This is a genomic window from Streptomyces sp. NPDC127595 (assembly GCF_042671685.1).
Taxonomy (GTDB): Bacteria; Actinomycetota; Actinomycetes; order Streptomycetales; family Streptomycetaceae; genus Streptomyces.
Map to the genome: position 1 here is coordinate 23,123 of NZ_JBHXWK010000017.1, position 25,489 is coordinate 48,611.

Consider the following 25,489-nt stretch of genomic DNA (forward strand, 5'->3'; position numbering starts at 1 on the left):
TACGCACCTGGTGAAGGGCATGCATAGAGCCTCAACGGCACCATCCAGCCCCATCATCCCGAACCCACACCCACTCTCCTACTCGAACGATCGATAAGCTATATTCGCTGGATCAAGGCGCGTGCCCTCGCCCCGGCGGGGCGCCGACCTGCGGATGCGACTGTGTGAGGAGCCGGCCATCATCAGCGATTTCACTTGGGGGACGGGCACTGGGCTCGACCGGATCCGTGCCCTCGCCGACTCGCCTTCCCTCGCTCTCCACGCTCATCTCGGCCTGCGGTTCGCCGAGGTGGAGAAGGGGCGGGTCAAGCTCGCCTGGACGCCCTCCGAAGCGGTGCGCAACCCCGCGGGAGTCGTGCACGGCGGGTACATCGCCGCCGCGTTCGACGAGGTGTGCGGTGTCACGGCCATCAGCCTCAGCAACCCGGCCACTCCGTACCTCACGATGAGCCTGAACGTGGACTATCTGCGGCCCTTGCTGGCCGGCGAGACCTACACGGCCGTCGGCTCCGTGCAGCAGAGCGGCGCCACGCGCACGCTGGTCCGGGCGGAGATCACCGATGCGACGGGCCGGCTGTGCGCACAGGCGACCTGTGCGTTCACGCCCAACCGGAAGCTCCTGGAGCACGCCGCCGAGGTGAGAGGCGCCAGGTGACCCCCATGCGGTTGTCACGGTGGGGCGGATCCGATCGGGTCCGCCCCACCGTCACGGAGTGGGTCAGAGCAGTTCGAGGATGGTGGCGTTGGCCATGCCGCCGCCCTCGCACATCGCCTGCAGGCCGTAGCGGATGCCGTTGTCCCGCATGTGGTGCACGAGGGTCGTCATCAGCCGGGCGCCGGAGGCCCCGAGCGGGTGGCCGAGGGCCATCGCACCGCCGTTGGGGTTCAGACGCTCGTAGTCGGCGCCGGTCTGCCGCTGCCAGCCGAGCGAGACCGAGGCGAACGCCTCGTTGATCTCGTACGCGCCGATGTCAGCGATGGACAGGCCCGAGCGCTCGAAGACCTTCGCCGTCGCCGGAATCGGGCCCTTGAGCATCGTGATCGGGTCGACGCCCGTGACAACTCCCGTGTGGAAGCGGGCTATTGGTGTCCAGCCGTTGCGCGCGGCGATCTCGCTGGTGGTGACGAGCAATGCGGCGGCGCCGTCGGAGATCTGCGAGGCGTTGCCCGCGGAGATGACACCGTTCTCCTTGAACGGTGTCTTCAGGCCGGCCAGGGCCTCCAGGGAGCCGCCGCGGCGGACGCCCTCGTCCGTGTCGAGGACGCGCTCGACACCGTCCGCCCCGGTGACGGTGACCGGGGTGATCTGCTCCTTGAAGCGGCCCTCGTCGATGGCGCGGGCGGCGCGGGCGTGCGAGTCGAGGGCGTGCTGGTCCAGGTCCTCGCGGCTGAGCCCGAACTCCTCGGCGATCATCTCGGCGCCGATTCCCTGGTTGAACTGGTAGTTGTCGTAGCGCTCGGCGACCAGGGGGCCGTACGGCTTGCCGAACCGGCCGTCCGCGCCGGCGGCGCCCATCGGCACCCGGGACATCATCTCGACGCCGCCGGCGACGGCGATGTCGTACTGCCCGGCGATGATGCCGGCGGCAGCCTGGTGCACGGCCTGCTGCGAGGAGCCGCACTGGCGGTCGATGGTCAGGCCGGGCACGCTCTCCGGCCAGCCCGCGGCGAGGACCGCGTACCGGCCGACGCCGGCCGCCTGCTCCCCGGCCTGGGACACACAGCCCCAGATGACGTCGTCAACGGTGACCGGGGCGAGATCGTTGCGCTCGGCGAGGGCCTTGAGGACATGGGCGGACAGGTCCACGGGATGGATGCCGGACAGGGCGCCGCCCGGCCTGCCCTTGCCGACCGGGGTGCGAACGGCGTCGACGATGACTGCGTCACGCATCAGGGGAACTCCTGCTCGTACGAAGAGAGATGGCGAAGGAGAGCACGGTGGGGCCTACTTCGGGGCCATGCGGATGGCGCCGTCCAGCCGGATGGTGTCGCCGTTCAGCATGGGGTTGGTGACGATGGCCTCGACGAGCTGCGCGTACTCGGCCGGCAGGCCGAGGCGGCTGGGATGCGGGACCTGCGCGCCCAGCGAGTCCCGGGCCGCCTGCGGCAGTTGGCCCAGGAGCGGGGTCTCGAACAGGCCCGGCGCGATGGTCATCACGCGGATGTTCGCCTTCGCGAGGTCACGGGCGATCGGCAGGGTCATGCCGACGATGGCGGCCTTGGAGGCGGAGTACGAGCACTGCCCGATCTGGCCGTCGAAGGCTGCCACGGACGCGGTGTTGACGATGACGCCACGGTCGCCGTCGAGCGGCTCGTTGCCGCTCATCTCCTGGGCGGCGAGCCTGATCACGTTGAACGTGCCGATCAGGTTCACCTCGACGATCTTGCGGAACTTGTCCAGGGGGTACGGACCGTCCTTGCCGGCGGTGCGCTGGGCGTCGCCGATGCCCGCGCAGTTGACGGTGATGCGCAGCGGCCCACGTGCGACGGCGGCGGCCACGGCGGCGGAGGCGTCGGCCTCGCTGGTGACATCACCGGGGACGAAGGTGGCGCCGAGGTCCTTGGCGACGGCCTCGCCGTCGGAGGAGGGCAGGTCGAAGATGACGACGTGCGCGCCGCTCGCCGCGAGGAGTTCGGCGGTAGCCCGGCCGAGCCCCGAGGCACCGCCGGTGATCAGGGCGGAGGAGGAGTTGTCGATCCGCATGGAATTCCCTCTCTTGGGGTCAGGGGTCAGGGAGTTGACGGCGTCTCAGAGGCCGAGCGACTTGGCGATGACGATCTTCATGACTTCGCTGGTGCCGCCGTAGATACGGGAGACGCGGGCGTCCGCGTACAGGCGGGCGATCGGGTACTCGGTGATGTAGCCATAACCGCCGTGCAGCTGAAGGCACTTGTCGATCACGCGGTCCGCGACCTCGGTGCAGAACAGCTTCGCCTTCGCGGCGTCCGCGATGGTGAGTTCGCCGGCGTCGTGGAGGTCCAGCGCGCGGTCCGCGAACAGGCGGGCCGCCTCGGTCTCGGTGGCGCACTCGGCGAGAACGAACTTGCTGTTCTGGAAAGAGGCGACCGGCCGGCCGAAGACCGTGCGGTCCTTGACGTAGGCGGTGGCATGCATGAGCGCGGCCTCGGCCGCGGCGGCGCTGCCCAGGGCGATGGCCAGGCGTTCCTGGGGGAGGTTGTGGGAGAGGTAGGAGAAGGCCTTGCCCTCCTCGCCGAGCAGGTTCTCGGCGGGCACCTTGACGTCACTGAACGAGAGTTCAGCGGTGTCGGTCGTCTTCAGCCCGATCTTGTCGAGCTTGCGACCGACCGTGAAGCCCTCCGACGCGGTCTCCACGCACAGGATGGACAGCCCCGCCCGGCGGTCCTCCGGGTTGAACGGCGTGGTGCGTACGACGACCAGGATCAGATCGGCGAGGACGCCACCGGTGATGAAGGTCTTGGCGCCGTTGAGGACGTAGTGCTTCCCGTCCTCCGAGAGCATTGCGCGGGTGCTGATGTTCGCGAGGTCGGAGCCGGTGCTCGGCTCGGTCATCGCGATGGCGGTCATGATGTCGCCGGTCACGAAACCGGGCAGCCAGCGCTTCTTCTGCTCCTCGGTGGCGTACGCCATCAGGTACGGAAGGATCAGGTTGGCGTGTACCGAGTAGCTGCCGAACGAGACGCCGGCGCGGGTCAACTCCTCTGTCACGACCGCCTGGAACTTGAAACTGGTCTCTCCCGCGCCGCCGAACTCCTGCGGCACCTCGATACCGAGCACGCCGAGTTCGCCGAGCCTGCGGTAGAAATCGCGTGGCGGATGCCCTTCCTTCTCCCACTCATGGTGGACGGGCACGACTTCCTTCTCGATGAAGTCGCGAAGCGTCGCGCGGAATGCCTCGTGATCGTCGTTGAACACCGTACGGCGCACGGCAGCCTCTTCTCGTTCTTGCCTCGATCTGCTCCGCCGGGTGTGGCCGGTGTGGCCTGCGTCGCAGAAATCTTGTCGAACGATCGTTAAGGTAATCCGCAGCGCAGGACCTGTCCACGTCCCGGACGGGTGACCTGCTTCACGCGGGCCCGCTGACGGTCCGCCGCCGAAAGGACCTCCTCCCCATGACCGGAGCACACTCCCGCCTCGCCGGGCGCACCGTGCTGATGTCGGGCGGCAGCCGCGGTATCGGGCTGGCCATCGCCCTGCGGGCCGCCCGCGACGGCGCGAACATCGCCCTGCTCGCCAAGACAGACGCACCCGACCCCAGACTGCCCGGCACCGTGCATACGGCTGCCGCGGAGATCGAGGCGGCAGGGGGCAAGGCCCTGGGGATCGTCGGCGACGTACGCAAGGCGGAGGATGTACAACGCGCCGTACAGGCCACGGCCGAACGGTTCGGCGGCATAGACGTGGTCGTCAACAACGCGTCCGCCATCGCGCTGCTCGGCATAGGAGAACTACCGCTCAAGCGCTACGACTTGATGATGGACATCAACGTCCGCGGCACCTTCCTGCTCAGCTCCCTCGCCCTGCCCCACCTGCACGAGTCCTCGCACGCGCAGATCCTCACCCTGTCGCCGCCGCTCAACCCGGACCGTCACTGGCTGCGCGACCACGCTCCGTACACCGTCAGCAAGTACGGCATGACGATGCTGACCCTGGGCCTCGCCGAACAGCACCGGGACAGCGCCTTCTCCGCCAACTGCCTGTGGCCGGCCACCACGATCGTCACCGCCGCGACCGTCAACATGGACGGCGGGGAAGAGACCGCCAGGTGCAGCCGCACGCCGGGCATCATGGCGGACGCCGCGTACGAGATCCTCACCCGTCCCGCAGGGCAGACGACCGGGCAGACCTTCGTCGACGAGGAGGTGCTGCGCGAGTCCGGGGTCACCGGGTTCGACGGATACCGGGCGAGCACGGCGAGCACGGAACCGCTGCGCAGGGACATCTTTCTCTGACAGAGGCGGGAGCCGGGCTGCTCCGCGCGAAACGCCGTAAGGGCGACCGGACCTACGAGTCCGGTCGCCCTTACGGCATGTGACGCAGGGTCAGTCGTTACACCCATCGAGCCTCAGCGGCCGGTCCAGCGTGGTGCGCGCTTCTCCGCGAAGGCACGCGGGCCCTCCTTGGCGTCCTCGGAGGCGAAGACAGGGCGCGTGATCTCCCGCATGCGCTCCCAGGCCTGGTCGGCGGGCCAGTTCGGCGCCTCGGACATGACCTGCTTGGTCGCCCGCACGGCGAGCGGTCCGTTCACGGCGATCGCCCGAGCCAGCGTCAGGGCGCCTTCAAGTGCGCCGCCCTTCTCCGTGATGCGGTTGACGAGGCCGTAGGTGTGGGCACGTTGCGCGTCGAGGAAGTCACCGGTGAGGGCCAGCTCCAGGGCCACCGCATGCGGGATGCGCTGCGGAAGCCGGAGCAGACCGCCGGCCGCCGCCACCAGGCCGCGCTTGACCTCGGGGATGCCGAATCGGGCGTCGTGAGCGGCGACGACCATGTCGCAGGCCAGCATGATCTCGCAACCGCCCGCGAGTGCGTAGCCCTCCACCGCCGCGATCATCGGCTTGCGTGGCGGGGCCTCGGTCATCCCGGCGAGGCCCCGGCCCTCGATCGACGGATCCTCGCCCGCGAGAAACGCCTTGAGGTCCATACCCGAGCAGAAGGTGCCGCCCGCGCCCGTGATGACGCCGACGACCTGTTCGTCCCTGCGGTCCAGTTCGTCGAGCGCCGCCGCGACGCCCTCGGCCACCGCACGGTTGATGGCGTTGCGTGCCTCGGGACGGTTGATGGTGATGACGGTCGTGCCGTCCTCACGGAATTCGGCGAGTACTGCGTCGGCCATGTCGGACTCCCGGCTCTGGAGGGTGTGTTGTCGATGACGTGACGGAGGCCGACCGCAAAGGTCCGCCACCCAGTCCGCGATCGAACATTCGTTAAGCTAAGAGGGGCGGTCGCCTCCTGTCCAGCCTCCGCGGTTCACAGCCGCACACTCCGGGCACCGGGGCCGCGTACGAACCCGCTCCTGATCGCGGGGTTCAGCGCTGGGGTTCGGTCCGCGATCCCGGACGGCCGAGCAGCCCGTTGAGGGCCAGGCGCGCCAAGTCCTCGGCGATGACGGTCAGTTCCGCCTCATCCGGATGCGACGGCCACCCGAGCCGCTCCACCATGGGGCGGCGGGTCAGGGCGGCGGCGGGGCCGATCACGGCCGAGTACAGCAGGTACATCGGAATGTCGGGCAGCCGGCCCGCCGCGACCATGCGCCGCACGCTGGGCTCGATACTGGCGATGAGAGGTGCGACGTACCGCTCGAAAACGTAGTCCAGGCGTTCGCTGCGGAGGTGGGACTCCTCAAGCATGAGCTGGTTGAGCTGGGGCATGCGGACGGCCACCTGGTAGAAGCGTCGGACGATCGCGGTCAGCCGCTCTTCGTCGTCGTCGCTCGAATCCAGCGCCGCCGTGAGGACATCGGTCGCCCCTTCGAGCGCGTAGTCCGCGACCGCACGCCAGAACGCCTGCTTGGAGCCGTAGCGGTCATTGATGAAGTTGTGGCTGACGCCGAGCCTGCCGGCGAGCTCACGCATGGACGCACCGTCGTAGCCGAGTTCCACGAAGGCCTCGAGCCCCTGCCGCAGGATCTGATCCCCCGAGGGTGGCGTGGGCCCGGAGGCGGAAGGGCGACCCGGCCCACGAGTCTGCCGAACCGTCATTCCGTACTCCTTCAGATGCTCGCGCGGCCCTCGTGCGACGCGTTTCAGAGTCTAGACGCAGCCCCTCCACCCCTTCTGCGCAAATACTTGACGCCCGTCAGATTATGGCTAATCTGACGGGCGTCAGATATTTCACGCCGGGCAGAAGGGCATCCTCAGATGAGGAACCAGGAAGCCGGATCCGGATCCGCGTCCAGGTCAGTGGCATGTCACGACGGCCCCCGTTGGCCCACCGAGCGCGCCGGCCGCGACGTGATCGTCGCCCAGTTCGGGCAGGGGCGCGCCGACCTGATGGGCTGGGCGCTCACCACGGGCGACCCGCTGGCCGATGCCGTCGTAGAAGAGATGCACGCGCTCGGCCGGCCGGTGCGCGCGGCGCTGCACAAGGGCCTCACCTCGGGGCTCGCCTCGTTGACCGATTCCCCGCCGGCGGTCGCCGCCCTGCTGGCGCAGTGCGAGAGCGTGCCCGGCTACGTCGATGACGAGTTGCTGGACCGCGGGTCGCTGCCGTTCTTCAGCTCGCCGGCACCCGCACACGCGATCTCACTCAGCGCAGGCGCGCTCGTCCGAATCTACGAATCACCCTCGATAGCCAAGGTCCTCGCCATCACGGGCCAGCTGCTCGACGGCGTCCCGCGCCGCCTGCAGGAGACCGGCAAGTGGGTGGTCACCGCGATGCTGCCCGGATCGCTGCGGCGGGGCGAGCCCGGCTACGTGGCCACCGTGCAGGTGCGGATGCTGCACGCGCACATACGGCGGCTGGCGCTCAGCAAGGGCTACGACCCCGAGGTGTACGGTGCGCCGATCAACCAGGTCGATCTGGCCCGCACCTGGATGGACTTCACCCTCACCTCCTACCGCGCCGAGGCGAGGATGGGCTGGGACCGGACGTCCGCCGAGACCGCCTCGCTGTACCGGTACTGGTGGTACATCGCCCACCTGCTGGGCATCGACGCGAGCCTGGTCCAGGGCATCACGTCCCACCTCGCCGCCGAACGGGTCGACGAACTGCTGCAGGCCGTCACAGGACCGGCCATCCCGGAATCGTCCCGTCTCGCCTCCGCCACGCTGGAGGCCATCGCGGGTGACCTGCAGCGACTGGCCCGCATCCCGACCCGGGTGGGGCTGCCGGTGCTGTACGCGCTCACCCGCCGTTTTCATGGCCGCCTGGCCGCGGAAGAGCTGGAGCTGCCCCGGGCCGCCGCGGCCGATGCGGCACTTGGGCCCGTCATCCGCGTCATCGGCCGGCGGCGAGTCCGGCTGCGCCGCGAGCCCGCCGCATGGCACCAACGGCAGGAACGAGCCCTGGCATCGGCCAGAGAGGCGGTCGGCGGGCCGGCCGAACCGACCGCTTACCAGGACCCGGACCAGAGCCCGCCCGCGGCGTCGGGGGCGTGACCAGGGGGCTGTCGGCAGCCCACCTTCACCGACCGGCTCCCCGCAGACGGTCTGCAAGATCCGTCCCCACGAGTCCAGCTCACGCACGTCAACACCGCCCTGGAGGGGTGACCATGCCCGACTACAGCAAGATCTTCATCGACGGACGCTGGGTGGCACCGGACGCGACCTCGTCCGCCGAGGTGGTCAACCCGGCCACCGAGGAGGTCATCGCCCACGTGCCGATGGGCAGCCGCCGTGATGTCGACCAGGCCGTCACCGCGGCCCGTGACGCAGCTGAAGGGTGGGCCCGTACTCCCGCCAAGGAACGTGCCGCGGCGATGGCTCGTATCGTCGCGGGGCTCCAGGAGCGCGCCGGGGAACTGGCCGCCCTCGCCACCGACGACGTCGGCACGCCGATCGGCCTGTCACGTCTGGCGCACGTCGGACTGCCCCTCAACAACTTCGCGTTCGTGGCACAGGCCGTCGCGGAGAGCGCCGAGGCCTTCGAACAGATCGGCAGCTCCCGCGTCGTGCGCGAGCCCTTCGGAGTGGTCGGCGCGATCTCGCCGTGGAACTACCCGCTGCACCAGAGCACGGCCAAGGTCGCACCGGCGCTGGCCGCGGGCAACACCGTCGTGCTCAAACCCAGCGAGGTCGCGCCGCTGACCATCTGGGCGCTGACCGAGGTCATCGAGGCGGCCGGGCTGCCGCCCGGCGTATTCAACCTGGTCAGCGGCGACGGACCGGTCGTCGGACAGGCGATCGCCGCGCACCCCCAGGTGGACATGGTGTCCTTCACCGGATCCACCGCCGCGGGCGTCAAGGTCAGCCAGGCCGCGGCCCCCACGATCAAGAAGGTCTCCCTGGAACTCGGCGGCAAGAGCCCGGCGATCGTCCTGCCGGGCACCGACCTGCCCACCACCCTCTCCCAGGTACTTCCGGCCGCCTTCCTCAACTCGGGGCAGACCTGCTTCGCGCTGACACGGCTGCTGGTCCACGCCGATGAGATCGACCAGGTGGAAGAGCTGCTCGCGGCCGAGGTCGCGGCCATGCGGCTCGGTGACCCGCGAGATGAGTCCACCCAGTACGGGCCGCTCGCCTCCAAGGCACAGCGCGACCGGGTTCTGGCGTACGTCTCCTCGGCCGTCGACGAGGGACAACGCCTGCTGGTGGGCGGGGCGCAGTCACCGGCCGGGCTGGAGCGCGGCTTCTACGTGCGGCCCACCGTCTTCACCCGGGTACCGCGCAACGCGCCCATCGCCAGGGAGGAGATCTTCGGGCCGGTCCTGGTGGTGCAGGTCTACCGAACCCTGGAGGAGGCCGTCGCACTGGCCAACGACACCCCGTTCGGCCTGGCCGCCGGCGTATGGGCCCCCGAACAGGCCCTCGCGCTGGCCGTCGGTGGGCGCGTCCGCGCGGGACAGGTGCAGATCAACGGCGGTGGCTTCAACCCCAACGCGCCCTTCGGCGGCTACAAGCAGTCCGGCAACGGCCGCGAGTACGGCCGGTACGGGCTGGAGGAGTTCCAGGAGATCAAGTCCTTCCAGCTGTGATCGCGACAAGTCCGCTTCTTCCAGCTGTGATCGACACAAGTCCGTTTCCCGACAGCAGGAGCCCCGGCAGCAAGGGCCGACGACTCCGCCGCACCCCGTCGACGATTTCGGAGATCGCGCCATGTCCGATCCACATCCGGCCGCGCCCCACCCCCTGGCGACCGCCGAGCCCCGGCTCGCGCCACTCGGCCCCGCCCATCACTCGGAGGAGCAGCGGCAGCTCCTCTCGGTGGTCCGGGGCGATCAGGTCCCGCATCTGTTCAGCACGCTGGTGCAGCACCCGGCGCTCTTCCGCGCCTGGCTGCCGTTGTGCATACAGCTCCTGCGGGACTCGGTCTTCCCGCCCCGCGAAAGGGAGTTGCTCATCATCAGGGTGTCCTGGCGGTGCGGGAGCGCCTACGAGCTGGAGAACCACCGTGCCATCGGCGCCAGGGCGGGACTCACCGACCACGACTTCGCCGCGCTGACCGGTGGCGGACCCGCACGGGCGTGGACGCCTCGCGAGCGGCTGCTCGTCGCCGCCGTGGACGAACTCCACGACGACCACACGATCGGGGACGCCACCTGGCGCGAGCTGAGTGCGCGCCTGACCACGGAGCAGCTGATCGAGCTTCCGATGCTGGTGGGCCACTACATCATGCTGGCCGACACGCTTCGGACGCTCCGTGTACCCCTCGACGAGGCGCTGCCCGGCCTGCGCCTCAACCAGTAGACGATCAACACGCAAGGAGAGCGCCCGCATGCGCATCGGAATCATCGACAACCGGCTGGTCCTGGTCGACGGCGAGTCGGCCGTCGACATCGAACGGGCCGGCAACGGCCGGATCCCCGCCGATCCGGCAGGTCTCTTCGACGTATGGGACACCCTCGTCGAGTGGGCGGCCACGGCGGAGCCGAGCGGGGAGCAACTCTCCCTGGACCGCCTCCAGTTCCCGGTCCCGCCACCGCGCCAGGTCTTCGCCATCGGCGCCAACTACCGTGAGCACGTGGAGGAGGCCAAAGTCGCCCTTCCCGAGGCTCCGTTGATCTTCACCAAGTTTCCGAGCTGCCTCTCGGGACCGGGCGACCCCATCCCCTTGCCCAGCCGGCACGTCGACTGGGAGGTCGAACTCGTCGTCGTGATGGGACGCCGCGCCGAGCGAGTGGCCGAGCGGGACGCGTGGCGCCACGTGGCGGGCCTCACCGTGGGGCAGGACATCTCCGAACGGGCCGTACAAATGGCGGGGCCCGCACCGCAGTTCTGCATGGGCAAGTCCTTCCCGGGGTTCGGGCCGATGGGTCCGGTCCTCGTCACGCCGGACGCGCTCGACGACCCCGACGACCTGGAGATCGGCTGCACCCTCAACGGCCGGGTGATGCAGAAGAGCCGTACCTCCACCATGGTCTACTCCGTCGCCGAACTCATCGCGCGCATCTCCGCGGTGTGCCCGCTGCTGCCCGGCGACGTCATCTTCACCGGCACGCCCGGAGGCGTCGGCGCGCTGCGGAGTCCGAGCGTCTTCCTCAAGCCCGGCGACACGCTGGTCAGTTGGGCGACAGGCATCGGTGAGCTGAGAAGCCCGGTCACGGCGGGCCCCGACTACTCCGACGAGGACAAGTAGCAAGGAGACCGGTCATGGCGACCGCAGTACACAACGAGCAGTTCGACGTCGGCGGAGTCCTGCTGCCCCGCCCCTTCAAGATCAGGCGTTTCGGCCACTTCGGTTTCAACCTGGACCGGCTCGACGAGGCGATCACCTTCTACGTCGACAAGCTCGGGTTCCGCGTCACCGACGAAGTGGACATGTTCAAGGATGCACCCCCGCAGGCACTCCCTGCCCTGCAGAAGGTCATCACCGACCCCCGGCTGATCTTCACCAGCAACTCGGCCGACCACCACGCCCTGTTGCTGGCGCACCGGACCTTCGGCACCTTCTTCGGCAACGACCTGCACGCGAAGGACAACACGCTCAGCCAGATCACCTGGCAGGTGGGCACCCTGAAGGAGGTCGTCGACGCCGAGGCGTTCCTGCGCGCCCGCGGCGTGGAGATCGGACGCGTCGGACGTGACATGCCAGGCGGCAACTGGCATGTCTACTTCCTCGATCCGGACGGGAACACGGTCGAGCTCTACTACGGCATGGAGCAGATCGGCTGGTCACGGAAGTCCCGGCCGGCCGCGATGCACTACCGGGGATTCAACACGGTGCCCTCGCTGCCGCAGATGTCGGAGGCCGCCGAGCTTCAGGAGGCGCTGGACCGCGACATCGACACCGACTCCGGCTGGAGTCCCTCCGAGGCGCATCTGAAGGAGACGTACGACGTCGGTGGCGTGCTGCTGCCGCGGCCCTTCAAGATCACCCGGCTCGGTCCGGTCTCGATGTTCACCGAGCGGATGGAGGAGATGCTCGCGTTCTACACCGAGCTGCTCGGCTTCGAGATCGCCGAAGAGGCGCAGTACCTCGGCAAGCGCGTAGTGCACCTGCGCAGTGCGAGCGAGCACCACACCTTCGTCCTGGCGGACAAGGCGCTGCGCGGCCTGCTCGGGCTGAGCGAGCACACCTCGTGTCTGAGCATCGGCATGGAAGTGGGCAGCTACAGCCAACTGCGGGCCGCCGTGCGCTACTTGGTGCAGGAGGGCTACACCCTCGTCGACGACGTCCCGGCCGAGCTGTATCTGGGCATCGACTACGCGGCCCACCTGCGCGACCCCGACGGTCACCTGGTCTGCCTCTACTCCTATATGGAGCAGATCGGGTGGGACGGGAAGCCCAGGCCGCAGAGCGAGCGCCGGACGGTCACCGACCCGTGGCCCGAGGTGCTGCCGCCGCTGTCGGACACCTACGCCGATCAGACCTTCATGGGCCCGCTGGGCTGACCTGAGAAAGCGAGCGATGATGTCCGCACCCTTGGCAGAGACCCTGCCGCAGCCCCTCTCCCGGCTCGACGAGGCCGGACTTGCCACCCTCTTCACCCGGGCACGTACGGCGAACAGCTTCGCCGGCACCCCGGTGAGCGACGAGGAGCTGCGCAGGATCTGGGAGCTGGCCCGATGGGCGCCCACGGAGACCAACAGCCAGCCCCTGCGCGTGCTTTACGTCCGCACTCCGGAGGGCCGCGCCCGGGTGCTGAAGCACTTGGCCGAGAGCAACCGGCCCAAGAGTGCCTCGGCACCCGTCATCGCGGTGCTGGCCGCGGACACCCGGTTTCACGAGCATCTCCCGGAGCTGCTGCCTTACCGGCCCGAGGCGCGGGAGATCTTCGAGACCGCCACCGAAAAGCGGGAGTCGGTCGCCGGCTACAACAGCGCCCTCCAGGCGGGCTACTTCATTCTCGCCGTGCGTGCACTCGGTCTGGCGGCCGGGCCGATGAAGGGTTTCGACTCCTCAGGGCTGGATGCGGAGTTCTTCCCCGACGGACGTCTGCGGTCGACCTTGGTGGTCAACCTCGGGCATCCCAGCGAGCGCCCTTGGTTCCAGCGCCTCCCCCGGCTGGAACACGAGCAGGTCATCTCGTGGGCCTGAGCCGGTGACCCACTGGGGGGCTTCCGGCTCCGGTTCCCCGTCCGGAGCCAGACCCACCGAGCCGTCCGGCCTGCACCTCAAAGGTCTCCGAAGCCTTGGTGAGGACGTCCTCGTAGGCCCCCCCGGGCGGCGGCACCTGCACGGACCGAACCGCCGAGGACCGGGGGTCAAGGGGAGCAGGCCGGCGCGGTGGTGAGTGTGGCCGGTGGGAATGGGAGTGTCCGGCGTCCAGGTGCCGGCCGTGGGGTCGTAGCGCTCGGCCGAGGACCGCATGGGGCCGCAGGCCGGGCGCGCCAGGTCGGCCGCCGGCGACCAGTGCCGTCGCCATGGCATCGGGTCGGCTCGGCTTCCGGTAAGTTCCCGGCACCCCCGAAACCCTCAGCGCACCCGAGGGAGCGACGCCCCCCGCGTGAGCGGCCGCGCGGCCTGACGCGGAACACGGCGCAAACCATCTTCGATCACGCGGGACGCCAGCGTCAGGGTCTCCGCCAACGTCTCCAGCTTCCGGCCGGCCGGCACCATCGACACCAGCGACGCGATCAGCTCGCCGCGCTGCCCGTGCAGCGGAACGGCCACACAGGCCACCCCCGGGACCAACTCCTCACGGTCGAAGGCCGCGCCGCGCTCCCGGATCTCCTGGGCGGTCCGCCGCCAGGACCCCGGCAACGGGTCGAGCGGCAGCCCCGCAGGCGCGTTCGCCAGCAGCACCTTGCCCGCGGCGGTCATCGCCGGCCAGGTCTCGCCCGGCCGCATGGGCGCCAGTTCGGCGACCTCACCCGGCAGTCCGGCGGCCGCCATCGTGCGCCCCTCGTGCAGCACACAGATCGCCACGGTCGCGCCGGTGGTCTCCGCCAGCCACCGTACGGTCCCGGCCGAGGCCGCCTGCAGACCTGGATACGGCTGCCAGGCGCGGCCCAGCCGGAAGATCCGCGGGCCGATCCGGTAGGCGCCCCACGAGCGCTCCACCGCGCCCAGCGCGACCAGTTGGTCAAGCAGCCGATGGGCACTGCTCTTCGGTAACCCGCTGCGGGAAGCGAGCGCGGTCAGTCTCGCCTCACCCGCCTCTTCGAGCGCGCTCAACAGAGCGAACGCGCCTTCGAGTACCCCTCGTCCGGTATTCGTCACCGGTTGGACCCCCGTCCTGGCCCGGGTGGTCAGCCACGGGACCAAGTACCAATATACGTAGCAGAGTCTGCCGTTTTCGGGTGGTTCCTACCCCACCCGAATCAGGGCCAGACGTCGCCCCGGAGCCAACCGGACGGCGCAGCGCGACAGCAGAAGAGTCTCTCGCCCGGTGGGCCCGTGCACGTCGGCGCGCGGAACCCACAGAATCCACACACGCCCGCACACGTCGGCCCGCGAAGGTGGCCTCCTCAGCCCGCACGTCCCACCACATGCCATGTCGACGGCAGTTCGATCCGTGTTCCGTCGGGCGTGTACTCCGTGGTGATGAGCGGGAGTTCACCGCTCCCGAGGACCGTCAGACCGGCCGCGCCCAGGTACACCGGCACCGCCGCGTCGGCCACCTCGCCGGGGACGATCCCGTGCGCCAGGACCGGCCGCAGCTTGGGCGGTGGCCCCTCGGCGCCCTGGGCGAGCCCCATCAGGACGGGGCGCGCGGTCTCCGACAGCTCGACCATGAAGGCCCGTCCGCGTTCGCCGATGAGTGTCGCGATGCCGTCGACCAGGTTCTGCCGGTCCTCGGCCTCGCACTGGTGGAGTACGCCCCTCATATAGATGTTGGCATCGCCCAGTTCCGCGTGGAGCACCTCGACCTCGCTCTTCTCCGCGAAGTCGACTTGCCGGTACTCGGCTGCGCCCTGCGGATCGGCGCGGCGGGCGTGGTCGAGGGCAGCGGCAGAGATGTCGGCGCCGACGACCTGGGTGAACCGTTCGGCGAAGAAGCGGGTCTGGGTGCCGTTGCCGCAGCCGAGGTCCACGAGGGGCAACTCGAAGTCCACCATGCGTGGTTCGAAGCGGGCGAGATGGATGCCGGCGGTCAGCACGGGTTCCGCGTCCCAGAAGACCGCCCCCTGTTCGTCGGGGGCCTCGCGCCAGAAGCCTTCCCAGGCCTCTCTGTACCGACTCGTCACACTCATGCCCAACTCCCCAGGTGGTGACGCCGACCGTCAAGGAGACGGGGCCAGATCGGTCTATCGCGCCCCGGTCACGGCCACAAGCGCGTGGCACATTCCTTCACGCTCACTCGACAACTGCGCGCCGCCGCACGCCCCGCGGACCGCCCCGCACGCCCCGAACCGCCCGGGCGGCTAACGGCGCCGCGGCAGGGTCAGTTCGAACCACACGGTCTTGCCCGCGGTCGTACGGCTCGTCCCCCACTCACGCGCCAGCGTGCTCACCACGCGCAGACCGCGCCCGAACTCGTCCTCGGGACCGGCGCTGAGCAGGGTCGGCAACGTGTGGTCGTCGTCGTCCACCTCGCACAGCAGGGTCTCGCCGCGCACCAGGCGCAGCGCGATATGGCGGCTGCGGGTATGCCGTACGGCATTGGTGACCAGTTCACTGACCATCAGCTCGGCGGGGTCGGTGAGCGCGGCCAGCCCCCACTCATGGAGCTGCTCGCGGACCACCGCGCGTGCCCGCCCCGCCTCGACCGGGTCGAGGGCGAGCCGCCATTCGGCGACGTCCTCGGGTTCGATGCCGTTGAGGCGGGCCATCAGCAGTGCCACGTCGTCCTTGCGGCCGCCGCGGGTGTTGAGCGCGCGGATGATGGTGTCGCAGGCGTCGTCCATGGACGCGGCCGGGTGGGCGGCGGACTCGCAGAGCGTGGCGAGGCCGACGCCGATGTCCTCGCCGCGCACCTCGACGAGTCCGTCGGTGCACATCACGAGCCGGTCGCCGGGCTCCACGCGCACGCGTACCGCCTCGAAGGGCACCCCGCCGACTCCGATGGGCGCGCCCGTCGGCAGGTCGAGCAGCTCGCTGCGGCCGTCCGCGGCGCGCACGACGACGGGTGGGATGTGGCCGGCGTTACCCATGTGCAGTTCGCCGGCGATGGGGTCGTAGACGGCGTACAGGCAGGTCGCGAGGTAGTTGTCGCCGAGCCGCTGGGCGAGGTCGTCGAGGTTGCGCAGGAGCTGGGCGGGCGGCAGGTCGAGCGCTGCCATGGTCTGCACGGCGGTGCGCAACTGGCCCATCATCGCAGCGGAGTTGAGACCGTGCCCCATCACGTCGCCGACGACCAGGGCGGTCCGCGAGCCGGGCAGCTTCACGGAGTCGAACCAGTCTCCGCCGACCCGGCCGAGGAGGGTGCCGGGCAGGTAGCGGGTGGCGATGTCACAGCCGGCCATGCGGGGCGCGATGTGCGGCAGCATGCTGTCCTGGAGGGTCTCGGCGACACTCTCCTGGTACGTGTACATGCGCGCGTTGTCGAGTACGAGCCCGGCACGGGCGGCCAGTTCGGCGCCGGTCACACGGTCCATGTCGTTGAACTCGACCCGCTCGGGGTGGCGCAGCAGGATCATGAAGCCGAGCACCACATTGCGGGCCTTCAGAGGGACGACCAGCATGGAACGGTGGGTGATGAGCGGCCTGATGTCGCGCTTCTCGAACTGCGCGGCGATCATGTGCCCCATCTGCTCGCTGATGCGCGGCACAAGGACGGGCTCGCCGGTGGTCATGCACTGGAAGAAGGGTGTGTGCGCCGGGAAGGGCATGGCCTCGCCGACCGGCACGACGTCGTCCCAGCGGCCCGGCTCGTCCGTGTGTTCCAGCGCGACGCGGTGCCACATGGTGGTCGTGTCGGGCACGCCTTCGGGGAACCCCTCACCTGCGACGACCTGTTCGCGGAGGTAGGTGCCCGCGACATCGGTGAAGCGCGGTACCACGGCACGGCTGACCTCGAGGATGGTCTGCGCCAGGTCGAGCGAGGTGCCGATGCGCCCGCTGACCTCGTTCAGGAACTCCAGGCGCTCGCGTACGGCGACGTATTCGAGGTCCTCGCCCTCGTCCTGCACCTCTCCTGGCAGGGGTTCACCGCTGGCCGCCGCCCGGGCGGCCCGCTCGCGGCGCGCCTTGCGCTCGGCGCGCCGGGGCACGCCCCAGTCGGGGGTGACGGGCACCCGGTCGTTCTGGCTGAACTCCAGTACGGGATAGCCCAGTTCGAGGACCTGCGCGACGATCCGGGCGCCCTCGCCGACGCTCATGCTGGGCAGGATCTCGGGGAGTCCGCGAGCCAGCTCCTCGGCGCCGGGGAAGTCGGTGTGCAGGGCGAAGCCGGGCGCGATGCGCTCGACGGCGGCTCCCTCGGCCTCGTGGCCCTCCTGCCGCATCGCGCCCGCGTCGGCGGCCAGCACCAGCAGTCGCTCGGGGCCGGGGCCCACCAGGGGGTACGCCCACCACAGCACGTCGACCCGGTCGCGGCCGCTCACCGTGAGCCGGGCGCGCCCGGCGGCCGGGTAGGAGAGCCGCCCGTCGAGGGAGGACTCCAGGTCGGGACCGAGTCCGTCGTACGCCGCGTACGCCCCGTAGGGCGCGATGTCCTCGTCCTCGGGGAGTGCGCCGGAGACCGGGAGCAGATCGACGGCGGGGCGGCCCACCGCGTCCTCCTTGGAGGCGCCGAACAGGCGCTTGGCGCCGGTGCTCCAGTGCGAGACCAGGCCCTCACGGTCCACGGCCACCACGGCCAGGGGGATCCGGCCCACGGCGGCGTGCTCCACCGCGCCGTCCCCAGCTCCGCGGCTGGGAGCTGCGCCCGTATCCGTGCCACGGTCCATGGCCCAGGCCCTCTCTCCCCACGGCTCCGCAAGATCTGTGCCGCCACTACTACCGTACGGCGGTGGCCCGTCGCGATGTGTGGCAATACCGGAATTGAACTCGCGAGTAAGGTCCGGCACCCCGGGGACTTCGCAATATCTAGTCCTCGTGGCCCAGTTGCAGGTCGCGTTCGGTCCTGCCGCCCCCGGCGACCTGGAGCACGGTGGCCACCGGCGGATAGCCCGCCGCGATGACGGTGTACTCACCGGAGGACAGATCGACGAACCGGAACGTTCCGTCGGCGCCAGTGGTGAGCGTGTCCACCACGTTGCCCGCGGCGTCCAGGAGCGTCACGCGCGCGTCCTCCACGGGGCGTCCGCCGCCGGCGCGCACAGTGCCACGCAGCACGGCGCCCCCGGCGAGTTCGACATCCTGGCGGGTCTCGCGGGCGGCCTGCACGCTGACCGGTAGCGCTGCCGGACGGAAGGCGGGCGCACTGGCGGCGAGGGTGTACTCGCCCGCCACCAACTCCGTGATGACATAGCCCCCTTCACGCCCGCTGCGGGTGGTGGCGACCACCTCGCCGTGGACGTTGGTGAGGGTGACGATGGCCTCGCGCACCGGGGTGCCGTCCGCGGTCAGCACACTTCCGGCGAGACGTCCCGCCCCGCCGAGCACGACGTCCAGCTCCACGGGACGCTCGCCGACGGTCACCGAGACGGCCTGCGGCTGGTGGCCTCCCGCCGCGGCGATCAGGACGTACGACCCCGATCCGGGCGTGGAGAGCGCGTACCGCCCGTCCTCGCCGCTGGCGCCCCGGCCGATCTGCTGCCCGGCGATGTCGATGAGGGTGAGCGCGGCGCGCGGTACGACGGTGCCGTCGGGGTGCTGGACCGTGCCGCAGACGGGGATCCCGGCGGCGTACGAGGTGCGGGCGTGCGGGATCTGGGTGAGCGGTGCGGACTCGGCGTCGGTGGCGGGGGCGTTGTAGGACACCAGCGGTTTCTCCTTGAGGAAGAAGGCGATCAGCAGGCCGATGACGAGCACCGGCACGAGGTAGAGGAAGATCCGCGGCATGGCTTCCGCGTACGCCCCGATGTAGGTGTCGCGCAGGGCGGCCGGCATCGTGTGGACGAGCTGCGGGGTGAGGGACTCCGCGTCCGGAACACCGGTCGCCCCGCCCGCGGGGAGGCGGTGGGCGAGTTCGTCGGCCAGCCGGTTGGCGAAGAGGGTGCCGAAGACGGCCGCGCCGACACTGCCGCCGATCTGCCGGAAGTAGTTGTTGGCGCTGGTCGCGGTGCCGAGGTCGGCCGGGCGTACGGAGTTCTGCACGGCGAGGACGAGTACCGGCATCACCATGCCGATTCCGGCGCCCAGCACCGCCATCCAGACGCTGTAGTGCAGCCGGGGTGTGTCGACTTCGAGCCGGGACAGCAGCCACATGCCGAGGACCGAGAGGGCACCGCCGAGGATCGGATAGACCTTGTAGCGCCCGGTCTTGCTGATCAGCTGCCCGGAGATGACCGACGCGCCGACGATGCCGCCCATCATGGGGAGCATCAGGAGCCCGGACTCGGTCGCCGAGGCTCCGTCGACCATCTGCAGGAACGTCGGCAGATAGCTGGCCGCGCCGAACAGGGCGACGCCGACGATCAGACCCACCAGGGCGGTGATGTTGAAGACGCCGTCCCTGAACAGCCGCAGGGGGATGAGGGGTTCGGCGGCGAAGTGCTCGGCGACCAGGAAGAGGACCGTCGTGGCGAGCGCGCCCGCGCCGAGCCCCAGGATGACCCGCGAGTCCCACGCGTACTCGGTGCCGCCCCAACTGGTCAGCAGGACGAGGCAGGTGGACGCGGCGGCGAGCAGCAAAGCGCCCAGCACGTCGAGGCGCGCTCTGGTGCGGGGCTTGGGCAGTTTCAGTACGACGGTGACGACGGCCAGGGTGAGCAGGCCGAAGGGCACGTTGATGTAGAAGCACCACCGCCAGGAGAGGTGATCGGTGAAATAGCCGCCGAGGAGCGGTCCTGCCACGGAGGCGAGGCCGAACGCGGCGCCGATCAGGCCCATGAAGCGGCCGCGTTCACGCGGCGGCACGATGTCCGCGATGATCGCCTGCACGCCGATCATCAGGCCGCCCGCACCGACGCCCTGGAGTGCGCGGAAGGCGATCAGCTCGTCCATCGTGCGCGACCAGCCGGCCAGCGCGGAGCCGATCACGAAGACGACGATCGCGAACTGGAAGACGCCCTTGCGGCCGAAGAGGTCGCCGAGCTTGCCGTAGATCGGGAGTCCGACGGTGGAGGTGAGCAGATAGGCGGTGATCGCCCAGGACATCTTGTCCAGGCCGTGCAGCTCACCGACGATCTTCGGCAGCGCGGTGGCCACGATCATCTGCTCAAGGGCCGCGAGGAGCAGCGCGAGCATGAGCCCGAGGAAGACCAACCGGATCTGGCGCGGACCCAGTTGGCCGGTCTCGGCAGCCGGTGGCGTGCGGTCCTGCGGGGGTGCGGCAGCCGGTTCGTCCTTCACCAGAGTGATCCCGCCCACGTACCGCTCCCCTCGTCGCGCCTACCCGCACAATTCCCGCTTACGCGACAACTGCTGGCAAGCGCGACGAGTTACGGCGTAACGCCCCGCGACGAAGAGATCCACTCGAACCGGTGAGGACGGCAACGCGCCCTGGAGAGCCACCCCTTGGACGACGCACTCCGTGAAGTCGCCCTGGGGGCTACTTCTCCACCTCGGTGGCGAGCTTGGCGAGCACCAGGTCGTAGATGCGGCCGAGGCCCTTGGGCGCGAAGGTCTTCTCGAAGAAGCCGCCGATGCCGCCCGCGCCGTTCCAGACGGTGGTGACGACGGCGCGCGACTTGCCCTCGCCCGCGGGGGTGACGCGCCAGGTGGTGACCATCGAGGAGTTGCGGTCCTTCTCGACGAGTTCGCCGTCGGTGGGCTCGCTCACCTCGAGCAGGCAGTCACGGATGCGCTTGCTGGTGGCCTGGAGCTTCCAGTGGACGAGGGTGCCCTCGCCGTCGCCGCCCTCGCGCACCTCGTACTCGCTGAAGTGCTCGGGCAGCAGCTTCGCGCGCGTGCCGGTGTAGTCGGCCAGAGCGTCGAACACCGCCTCCGCGTCCGCCGCGATGACCCGTTCAGTCGTGGCCTCGACCTGCGCCATTGCACTTCCTCCAGCACTTGGTTTCTCGGGGTGTGCGGCCAGCCAACCACCCCCCGGCCGGGCCGCCCAAATCGGGGTGCCCACAGGGTGCCGCCCGGGTCGCCGAATACCAGGTCGCACGATCAAGGGAACATGTGTTCTATTCTGTAGTCAGTGCTACCGAGGAGGCCTCATGCGCTGGGAGAACCTCACAGCGGACCCCACAGGGAATCCCGCCAGGGACGCCGCGCTGTTCGGCGCGGACGCGGTGACCACCCGTACCTTCGACACCCCGGAGTTCCGGGGCATCACCTTCCACGAGATCCGGGCCAAGTCGATCGTGAACCGGGTGCCGGGGGCCTCCCGCATGCCCTTCGAGTGGACGGTGAACCCCTATCGGGGCTGCACGCACGCGTGTGTCTACTGTTTCGCCCGCAAGACCCACAGTTATCTGGACCTCGACTCGGGGCTCGACTTCGACTCCCAGATCGTGGTGAAGGTCAACGCACCGGACCTGCTGCGCCGCCAGCTCGGCTCGCGCCGCTGGCACGGCGAGCACATCGCGATGGGCACCAATGTCGACTGCTACCAGCGGGCGGAGGGCCGCTACCGGCTGATGCCCGGCATCATCGCCGCCCTGCGCGACCACGCGAACCCCTTCTCGATCCTCACCAAGGGCACGCTGATCCTGCGCGACCTCGACCTCCTGAAGCAGGCCTGCGAGGTCACCGACGTCGGGATCTCCGTCTCCGTCGGCTTCACCGACCCCGAGCTGTGGCGCACCGTGGAGCCGGGCACACCCGCCCCCGAGCGCCGCCTGGACGTCGTACGCACCCTGACGGACCACGGCATCGGCTGCGGCGTCCTGATGGCCCCGGTGATCCCCTTCCTGGGCGACGACCCGGCCCAACTGCGCGCCACCGTACGGGCGATCGCGGCCTCGGGCGCCACTTCTGTGACCCCACTCGTGCTGCATCTGCGGCCGGGCGCCCGCGAGTGGTTCATGGCCTGGCTGGAGCACCACCACCCGCATCTCGTACGCCGTTACGAGCGGCTGTACGCGGAGGGCTCCTACGCTCCGAAGTGGTACCAGCGCCGGATCACCCGTCAGGTGCACGAACTGGCCGAGGAGTACGGCATCGGCCCCTCGCGCGCGGGGATGCCACGCAGGATCGCCGCGCCCGAACCGACGGCGCCGGAACCGACGCAGCTCACCCTCCTGTGAACGCGCTCCCCTGACGGCATCCGAGCGCATCCCGCGGCCCGATCGGGTCAAGTCTCGTCAGAACGGGTTCTTCCGGACCTCCTTTCCGGGACGATACGGCGAAGGCCGTGGCGTGCACGGCTCAGAATCCTCCGTCCTGGGAGGCTCCCCATGAAGAAGCGCGCAGCCGCTCTGTGCGGTGCTGCCGCTGTCTTGGCAGGGATGATCACCTCGATCCCCGCCGACGCGAGCTCCGGCTCCGCGACCGCACCACGCACCGTCCAGACCGCGAAGCTCAGCTGGAAGAAGTGCGGCACGACCACCTATCCGACGCTCCAGTGCGCGTCGTTGAAGGTGCCGCTGGACCACTCCAACCCGTACAGCGAGCGAATCACCCTGGCGCTCTCGCGCGTCCCGCACACCGCGAAGAAGTACCAGGGACCGCTGCTGGTGAACCCCGGCGGCCCCGGCGGCAGCGGGCTCACCCTCGCCGGGTACGTCGCGTCCGCGCTGCCCAAGGCGGTGGCGGCGCAGTACGACGTCATCGGCTTCGACCCGCGTGGCGTCGGCGCGAGCAAGCCCGCCCTGGACTGCAAGCCGGGGTACTTCGACCCGGTGCGCCCCGACTCGGTGCCCAGCACCCCGGCGCTGGAGAAGGCCAACCTCGCGCGCGCCGAGTCCTTCGCGAAAGCGTGCGCCACCAAGTACGCGAAGCTGCTGCCCTACATCGACACGGTGAGCGCGGTCCAGGACATGGACGCGATCCGGCACGCGCTCGGCGCCAGGCAGATCAACTACTTCGGGTACTCGTACGGCACCTACCTGGGCGCCGTCTACGCCAAGCTCTACCCGAATCGCGTACGGCGCCTGGTCCTCGACTCCATCGTCGACCCGACCGGTGTCTGGTACGCCGACAACCTCAGCCAGGACTACGCCTTCAACGACCGGCACCTGGCCTTCATGTCCTGGGTCGCCAAGTACAACAGCACGTACAAGCTCGGCACCGACCCCGCCAAGATCGAGGCCAAGTGGTACGCGATGCGCGCGGCGCTCGCCAAGAAGCCCGCGGACAAGACGGTGGGCGCCTCCGAACTGGAGGACACCTTCATCCCCGGCGGCTACTACAACGGCTACTGGCCCTATCTCGCCGAGGCGTTCGCCGCCTATGTGAACGACAAGAACGCGGACCCGCTGGTCGAGGCGTACGACAACTTCGCCGCCATCGACGCCGCGGGGGACAACGGCTACAGCGTCTACGCCTCGGTGCAGTGCCGTGACGCGGCCTGGCCGCGCGACTGGAACCAGTGGCGCAAGGACAACTGGGCGGTGTACGGGAAGGCGCCGTTCATGGCCTGGAGCAACGCCTGGTACAACGCGCCGTGCGCGTTCTGGCCGACGCACTCGCTCCATCCGGTCGACGTCGCCAACGACGCCATCCCGCCGGCGCTGCTCTTCCAGGCGACGAACGACGCGGCCACCCCGTACGAGGGCGGCGTCACCGTCCACAACCTGCTGGGCGGCTCCAGCCTGGTGGTCGAGCAGGGCGGCGGAAACCACGGCATCTCGCTGAGTGGCAACGCCTGCCTGGACAAGTACCTGACGGCGTATCTGACCGACGGCAGGGTGCCGCGCAGCGGCGGCGAGGTCGACGCGGTGTGCGAGGCACTGCCCGACCCGAAGCCGTTGAGCACCAAGGCGGCATCCACCACCTCACGCGGCTCGACCCTGCACGGCCTCCTCGGTTTCCGAGGCTGAGCACCGACCCGTCGGGGGCGTTGTCAGACCCATGGTCCACTCTGGACCCATGAGCGGACTGACCCGCGTTCCCGCCCCCGACGGGTTCGCCATGTGGACCGAGGTGTACGCGGTGGTGGCCGCGTGAGTGACCTCCTGATCCGCGAGATGACCCTCGCCGACTGCCCCCGCGTCTCCGAGATCCGCATCCGCGGCTGGCAGACCGCGTACAAGGGGCTGATACCGCAGCCGTATCTCGACGCCCTCAGCGTGGCCGAGGACACGGCACGGCGACGCGAGCGCTTCGGGCGGGGCGGCGGCCAGGTCGTGAACCTGGTCGCGGAGCAGGACGGCGAGGTGGTCGGCTGGGTCTGCCACGGGCCGTACCGGGACGGTGAAGTCCGCACCGAGGACGTCGAGTTGTACGCGATCTACGTCCATCCCGACCGCGTCGGCGGCGGGGCGGGGAGCGCGCTGCTGAGGGAGTCGACCAGGCGGTGTGCCGTCGCCGGGTACGAGCGGATGCTGCTGTGGGTGCTGAAGGAGAACACCCCGGCCCGCCGCTTCTACGAACGGGCCGGTTTCACTCCGGACGGAGCCGAGGAACCATTCGAGGCCGATGGTGCCGCGGTGCCCGAGGTCCGCTACGTACGCGCACTCACCGGTGCCGGCACCCCCTAAGTTCTCGGCAGTCGCGCCAGCGCCCGTACCGCCGCCTCCGCGAGTGCCGGATGCGCCAGGGCCTCGTTGAGGACCGGTCGCGCGCGTACGTCGCCGAGTGCGCCCAGTCCCTCCACGCAGGCGAGGGCGACCCTGCGGTAGGGGTCGTGCGGGCGCAGTCTGCGTTCCAGTGTGGTGATCAGGGCGGGCGCGGCCTCGGGTGCGCGCAGTTCGGCGAGCAGGCGTACGGGGTGCAGGGCGTAGGCGACGCGCAGTTCGTTGGTGGCGAGTGCGGCGGCCGCGCGGGCGGTGCGGGGGTCGCCGAGCCGGGCCAGGGCGTACGCGGCGGAGACGCAGCGCTCCGGTTCGCGGTGGTTGAGCAGCAGGACGAGCGCCTCGAAGGCCCGCCGGTCCCCCGCGACCCCGAGCCGGAAGGCGACCAACTCCCGCGCCCACAGCGGCTGCCCGGGCTCGGTGAGCGCGTCCGTCAGCTCGTCCACGTCCTCCGTCGCCACGAGACGGTCGTACGTCGCCGAAGCCCCGGCCTCGCTCCGTAGACGCTCCGTGAGTGATCGCAACTCTTCGTCCATGATGCCGAGCCTAGGCAAACCCCTGAGGTACGGGGACGTACATCACAAACTCGGGGGGTGGCGCGCTCGTTACTGGCGGGTTAAGCTCAGACGAGCGAGTTACCCACTCGCGTTTTTGCTCACGGCGGCCTGGTGACGCAGCCGCCGTGAAGGCAGTCGGTTCGGTACTTCAGGTATCTCAGTACGACATGGCTCCGGGACAGAGCCCGTCGGCTTCACCGTTCGCTGGGCTCATGTGCTTCGCCCAGGGACGCCACCGGGCGTGTGCGCTCGTCAGCCCGGCATCACCCGCACCAACTCCCGCACCCTGTGCGCCTGTC

22 protein-coding genes are annotated in these 25,489 nt (G+C 69.9%); 11 read left to right on the plus strand and 11 right to left on the minus strand.

Annotation, left to right across the window (positions count from 1 at the left end; genetic code table 11):
* Positions 1–121 precede the first annotated feature (121 nt).
* Positions 122–655, plus strand: coding sequence for a PaaI family thioesterase (locus ACFVKT_RS37000; RefSeq protein WP_385740260.1), 534 nt, complete (start codon positions 122–124; stop codon positions 653–655).
* Between the two features lie 63 nt (positions 656–718).
* Here ACFVKT_RS37000 and ACFVKT_RS37005 read toward each other — a convergent pair whose 3' ends face one another.
* The 3 genes from ACFVKT_RS37005 to ACFVKT_RS37015 are packed head-to-tail and all read right to left on the minus strand — an operon-like array spanning position 719 to position 3,907.
* Positions 719–1,891, minus strand: coding sequence for a thiolase family protein (locus tag ACFVKT_RS37005; protein WP_385740262.1), 1,173 nt, complete (start codon positions 1,889–1,891; stop codon positions 719–721).
* 54 nt (positions 1,892–1,945) lie between these two features.
* On the minus strand, positions 1,946–2,704 hold the full coding sequence (locus tag ACFVKT_RS37010; protein ID WP_385740265.1) for a 3-hydroxyacyl-CoA dehydrogenase: 759 nt from the start codon (positions 2,702–2,704) through the stop codon (positions 1,946–1,948).
* Between the two features lie 45 nt (positions 2,705–2,749).
* Positions 2,750–3,907: an acyl-CoA dehydrogenase family protein gene (locus ACFVKT_RS37015; RefSeq protein WP_385740268.1), complete on the minus strand. Its 1,158-nt coding sequence runs from the start codon at positions 3,905–3,907 to the stop codon at positions 2,750–2,752.
* A gap of 185 nt (positions 3,908–4,092) precedes the next feature.
* On the opposite strand from ACFVKT_RS37015, the gene ACFVKT_RS37020 reads away from it, so the two are divergent.
* Positions 4,093–4,932: an SDR family oxidoreductase gene (locus ACFVKT_RS37020; protein WP_385740271.1), complete on the plus strand. Its 840-nt coding sequence runs from the start codon at positions 4,093–4,095 to the stop codon at positions 4,930–4,932.
* Positions 4,933–5,045: 113 nt separating this feature from the next.
* Here the strand turns inward: ACFVKT_RS37020 and ACFVKT_RS37025 are convergent, their stop codons facing one another.
* Positions 5,046–5,813: a crotonase/enoyl-CoA hydratase family protein gene (locus tag ACFVKT_RS37025; RefSeq protein ID WP_385740273.1), complete on the minus strand. Its 768-nt coding sequence runs from the start codon at positions 5,811–5,813 to the stop codon at positions 5,046–5,048.
* Positions 5,814–6,006: 193 nt separating this feature from the next.
* A complete protein-coding gene (locus ACFVKT_RS37030; RefSeq protein WP_385740276.1) occupies positions 6,007–6,678 on the minus strand; it encodes a TetR/AcrR family transcriptional regulator in 672 nt (223 codons plus the stop codon).
* A 201-nt stretch (positions 6,679–6,879) separates the two neighbouring features.
* Here ACFVKT_RS37030 and ACFVKT_RS37035 point away from each other — a divergent pair, with 201 nt between their 5' ends.
* The 6 genes from ACFVKT_RS37035 (at position 6,880) to ACFVKT_RS37060 (ending at position 13,114) form a co-directional block, all read left to right on the plus strand.
* Positions 6,880–8,076 (plus strand): oxygenase MpaB family protein, encoded by a 1,197-nt coding sequence (locus ACFVKT_RS37035; protein ID WP_385740279.1) that lies wholly within the window; start codon positions 6,880–6,882, stop codon positions 8,074–8,076.
* Positions 8,077–8,189: 113 nt separating this feature from the next.
* Positions 8,190–9,611, plus strand: a complete 1,422-nt coding sequence (locus tag ACFVKT_RS37040) for an aldehyde dehydrogenase family protein (RefSeq protein ID WP_385740281.1) — start codon at positions 8,190–8,192, stop codon at positions 9,609–9,611.
* Between the two features lie 121 nt (positions 9,612–9,732).
* Positions 9,733–10,323 carry a carboxymuconolactone decarboxylase family protein gene (locus ACFVKT_RS37045; RefSeq protein WP_385740284.1) on the plus strand — a complete coding sequence of 197 codons (591 nt, stop codon included), beginning with the start codon at positions 9,733–9,735 and terminating at the stop codon, positions 10,321–10,323.
* A 28-nt stretch (positions 10,324–10,351) separates the two neighbouring features.
* Positions 10,352–11,212, plus strand: a complete 861-nt coding sequence (locus ACFVKT_RS37050) for a fumarylacetoacetate hydrolase family protein (protein WP_385740287.1) — start codon at positions 10,352–10,354, stop codon at positions 11,210–11,212.
* Positions 11,213–11,226: 14 nt separating this feature from the next.
* Positions 11,227–12,468, plus strand: coding sequence for a VOC family protein (locus ACFVKT_RS37055; protein WP_385740290.1), 1,242 nt, complete (start codon positions 11,227–11,229; stop codon positions 12,466–12,468).
* 16 nt (positions 12,469–12,484) lie between these two features.
* Positions 12,485–13,114: a malonic semialdehyde reductase gene (locus ACFVKT_RS37060; RefSeq protein ID WP_385740293.1), complete on the plus strand. Its 630-nt coding sequence runs from the start codon at positions 12,485–12,487 to the stop codon at positions 13,112–13,114.
* A gap of 378 nt (positions 13,115–13,492) precedes the next feature.
* Here the strand turns inward: ACFVKT_RS37060 and ACFVKT_RS37065 are convergent, their stop codons facing one another.
* From ACFVKT_RS37065 to ACFVKT_RS37085, 5 genes are all read right to left on the minus strand, one after another.
* The gene (locus tag ACFVKT_RS37065; RefSeq protein WP_385740296.1) at positions 13,493–14,239 is read right to left on the minus strand and encodes an IclR family transcriptional regulator; all 747 of its coding nucleotides are present in this window, start codon (positions 14,237–14,239) and stop codon (positions 13,493–13,495) included.
* Between the two features lie 248 nt (positions 14,240–14,487).
* Complete coding sequence (locus ACFVKT_RS37070; protein ID WP_385740299.1) at positions 14,488–15,213, minus strand: class I SAM-dependent methyltransferase; 726 nt, start codon at positions 15,211–15,213, stop codon at positions 14,488–14,490.
* Between the two features lie 171 nt (positions 15,214–15,384).
* Positions 15,385–17,850 carry a SpoIIE family protein phosphatase gene (locus tag ACFVKT_RS37075; protein WP_385740302.1) on the minus strand — a complete coding sequence of 822 codons (2,466 nt, stop codon included), beginning with the start codon at positions 17,848–17,850 and terminating at the stop codon, positions 15,385–15,387.
* Positions 17,851–17,989: 139 nt separating this feature from the next.
* The gene (locus ACFVKT_RS37080) at positions 17,990–20,377 is read right to left on the minus strand and encodes an MFS transporter (RefSeq protein WP_385740305.1); all 2,388 of its coding nucleotides are present in this window, start codon (positions 20,375–20,377) and stop codon (positions 17,990–17,992) included.
* Between the two features lie 181 nt (positions 20,378–20,558).
* Positions 20,559–21,002, minus strand: coding sequence for an SRPBCC family protein (locus ACFVKT_RS37085; RefSeq protein ID WP_384467180.1), 444 nt, complete (start codon positions 21,000–21,002; stop codon positions 20,559–20,561).
* 172 nt (positions 21,003–21,174) lie between these two features.
* Here ACFVKT_RS37085 and ACFVKT_RS37090 point away from each other — a divergent pair, with 172 nt between their 5' ends.
* From ACFVKT_RS37090 to ACFVKT_RS37100, 3 genes are all read left to right on the plus strand, one after another.
* Positions 21,175–22,206 (plus strand): Rv2578c family radical SAM protein, encoded by a 1,032-nt coding sequence (locus ACFVKT_RS37090; protein ID WP_385740308.1) that lies wholly within the window; start codon positions 21,175–21,177, stop codon positions 22,204–22,206.
* A 150-nt stretch (positions 22,207–22,356) separates the two neighbouring features.
* On the plus strand, positions 22,357–23,940 hold the full coding sequence (locus tag ACFVKT_RS37095; protein WP_385740311.1) for an alpha/beta hydrolase: 1,584 nt from the start codon (positions 22,357–22,359) through the stop codon (positions 23,938–23,940).
* A 147-nt stretch (positions 23,941–24,087) separates the two neighbouring features.
* Positions 24,088–24,600, plus strand: coding sequence for a GNAT family N-acetyltransferase (locus ACFVKT_RS37100; protein ID WP_385740585.1), 513 nt, complete (start codon positions 24,088–24,090; stop codon positions 24,598–24,600).
* Here ACFVKT_RS37100 and ACFVKT_RS37105 read toward each other — a convergent pair.
* Complete coding sequence (locus ACFVKT_RS37105) at positions 24,597–25,169, minus strand: adenylosuccinate lyase (protein ID WP_385740314.1); 573 nt, start codon at positions 25,167–25,169, stop codon at positions 24,597–24,599. The two genes, ACFVKT_RS37100 and ACFVKT_RS37105, sit on opposite strands and share 4 nt — an antisense overlap.
* Between the last annotated feature and the right edge of the window lie 320 nt (positions 25,170–25,489).

Bases quoted from the DNA above. Each gene is read 5' to 3' on its own strand.
- ACFVKT_RS37020 (WP_385740271.1), top strand. From the start codon at position 4,093: ATGACCGGAGCACACTCCCGCCTCGCCGGGCGCACCGTGCTGATGTCG.
- ACFVKT_RS37085 (WP_384467180.1), bottom strand. From the start codon at position 21,002: ATGGCGCAGGTCGAGGCCACGACTGAACGGGTCATCGCGGCGGACGCG.
- ACFVKT_RS37045 (WP_385740284.1), top strand. From the start codon at position 9,733: ATGTCCGATCCACATCCGGCCGCGCCCCACCCCCTGGCGACCGCCGAG.
- ACFVKT_RS37030 (WP_385740276.1), bottom strand. From the start codon at position 6,678: ATGACGGTTCGGCAGACTCGTGGGCCGGGTCGCCCTTCCGCCTCCGGG.
- ACFVKT_RS37090 (WP_385740308.1), top strand. From the start codon at position 21,175: ATGCGCTGGGAGAACCTCACAGCGGACCCCACAGGGAATCCCGCCAGG.
- ACFVKT_RS37060 (WP_385740293.1), top strand. From the start codon at position 12,485: ATGATGTCCGCACCCTTGGCAGAGACCCTGCCGCAGCCCCTCTCCCGG.
- ACFVKT_RS37055 (WP_385740290.1), top strand. From the start codon at position 11,227: ATGGCGACCGCAGTACACAACGAGCAGTTCGACGTCGGCGGAGTCCTG.
- ACFVKT_RS37100 (WP_385740585.1), top strand. From the start codon at position 24,088: ATGACCCTCGCCGACTGCCCCCGCGTCTCCGAGATCCGCATCCGCGGC.
- ACFVKT_RS37005 (WP_385740262.1), bottom strand. From the start codon at position 1,891: ATGCGTGACGCAGTCATCGTCGACGCCGTTCGCACCCCGGTCGGCAAG.
- ACFVKT_RS37010 (WP_385740265.1), bottom strand. From the start codon at position 2,704: ATGCGGATCGACAACTCCTCCTCCGCCCTGATCACCGGCGGTGCCTCG.
- ACFVKT_RS37070 (WP_385740299.1), bottom strand. From the start codon at position 15,213: ATGAGTGTGACGAGTCGGTACAGAGAGGCCTGGGAAGGCTTCTGGCGC.
- ACFVKT_RS37040 (WP_385740281.1), top strand. From the start codon at position 8,190: ATGCCCGACTACAGCAAGATCTTCATCGACGGACGCTGGGTGGCACCG.
- ACFVKT_RS37095 (WP_385740311.1), top strand. From the start codon at position 22,357: ATGAAGAAGCGCGCAGCCGCTCTGTGCGGTGCTGCCGCTGTCTTGGCA.
- ACFVKT_RS37025 (WP_385740273.1), bottom strand. From the start codon at position 5,813: ATGGCCGACGCAGTACTCGCCGAATTCCGTGAGGACGGCACGACCGTC.
- ACFVKT_RS37105 (WP_385740314.1), bottom strand. From the start codon at position 25,169: ATGGACGAAGAGTTGCGATCACTCACGGAGCGTCTACGGAGCGAGGCC.
- ACFVKT_RS37050 (WP_385740287.1), top strand. From the start codon at position 10,352: ATGCGCATCGGAATCATCGACAACCGGCTGGTCCTGGTCGACGGCGAG.
- ACFVKT_RS37075 (WP_385740302.1), bottom strand. From the start codon at position 17,850: ATGGACCGTGGCACGGATACGGGCGCAGCTCCCAGCCGCGGAGCTGGG.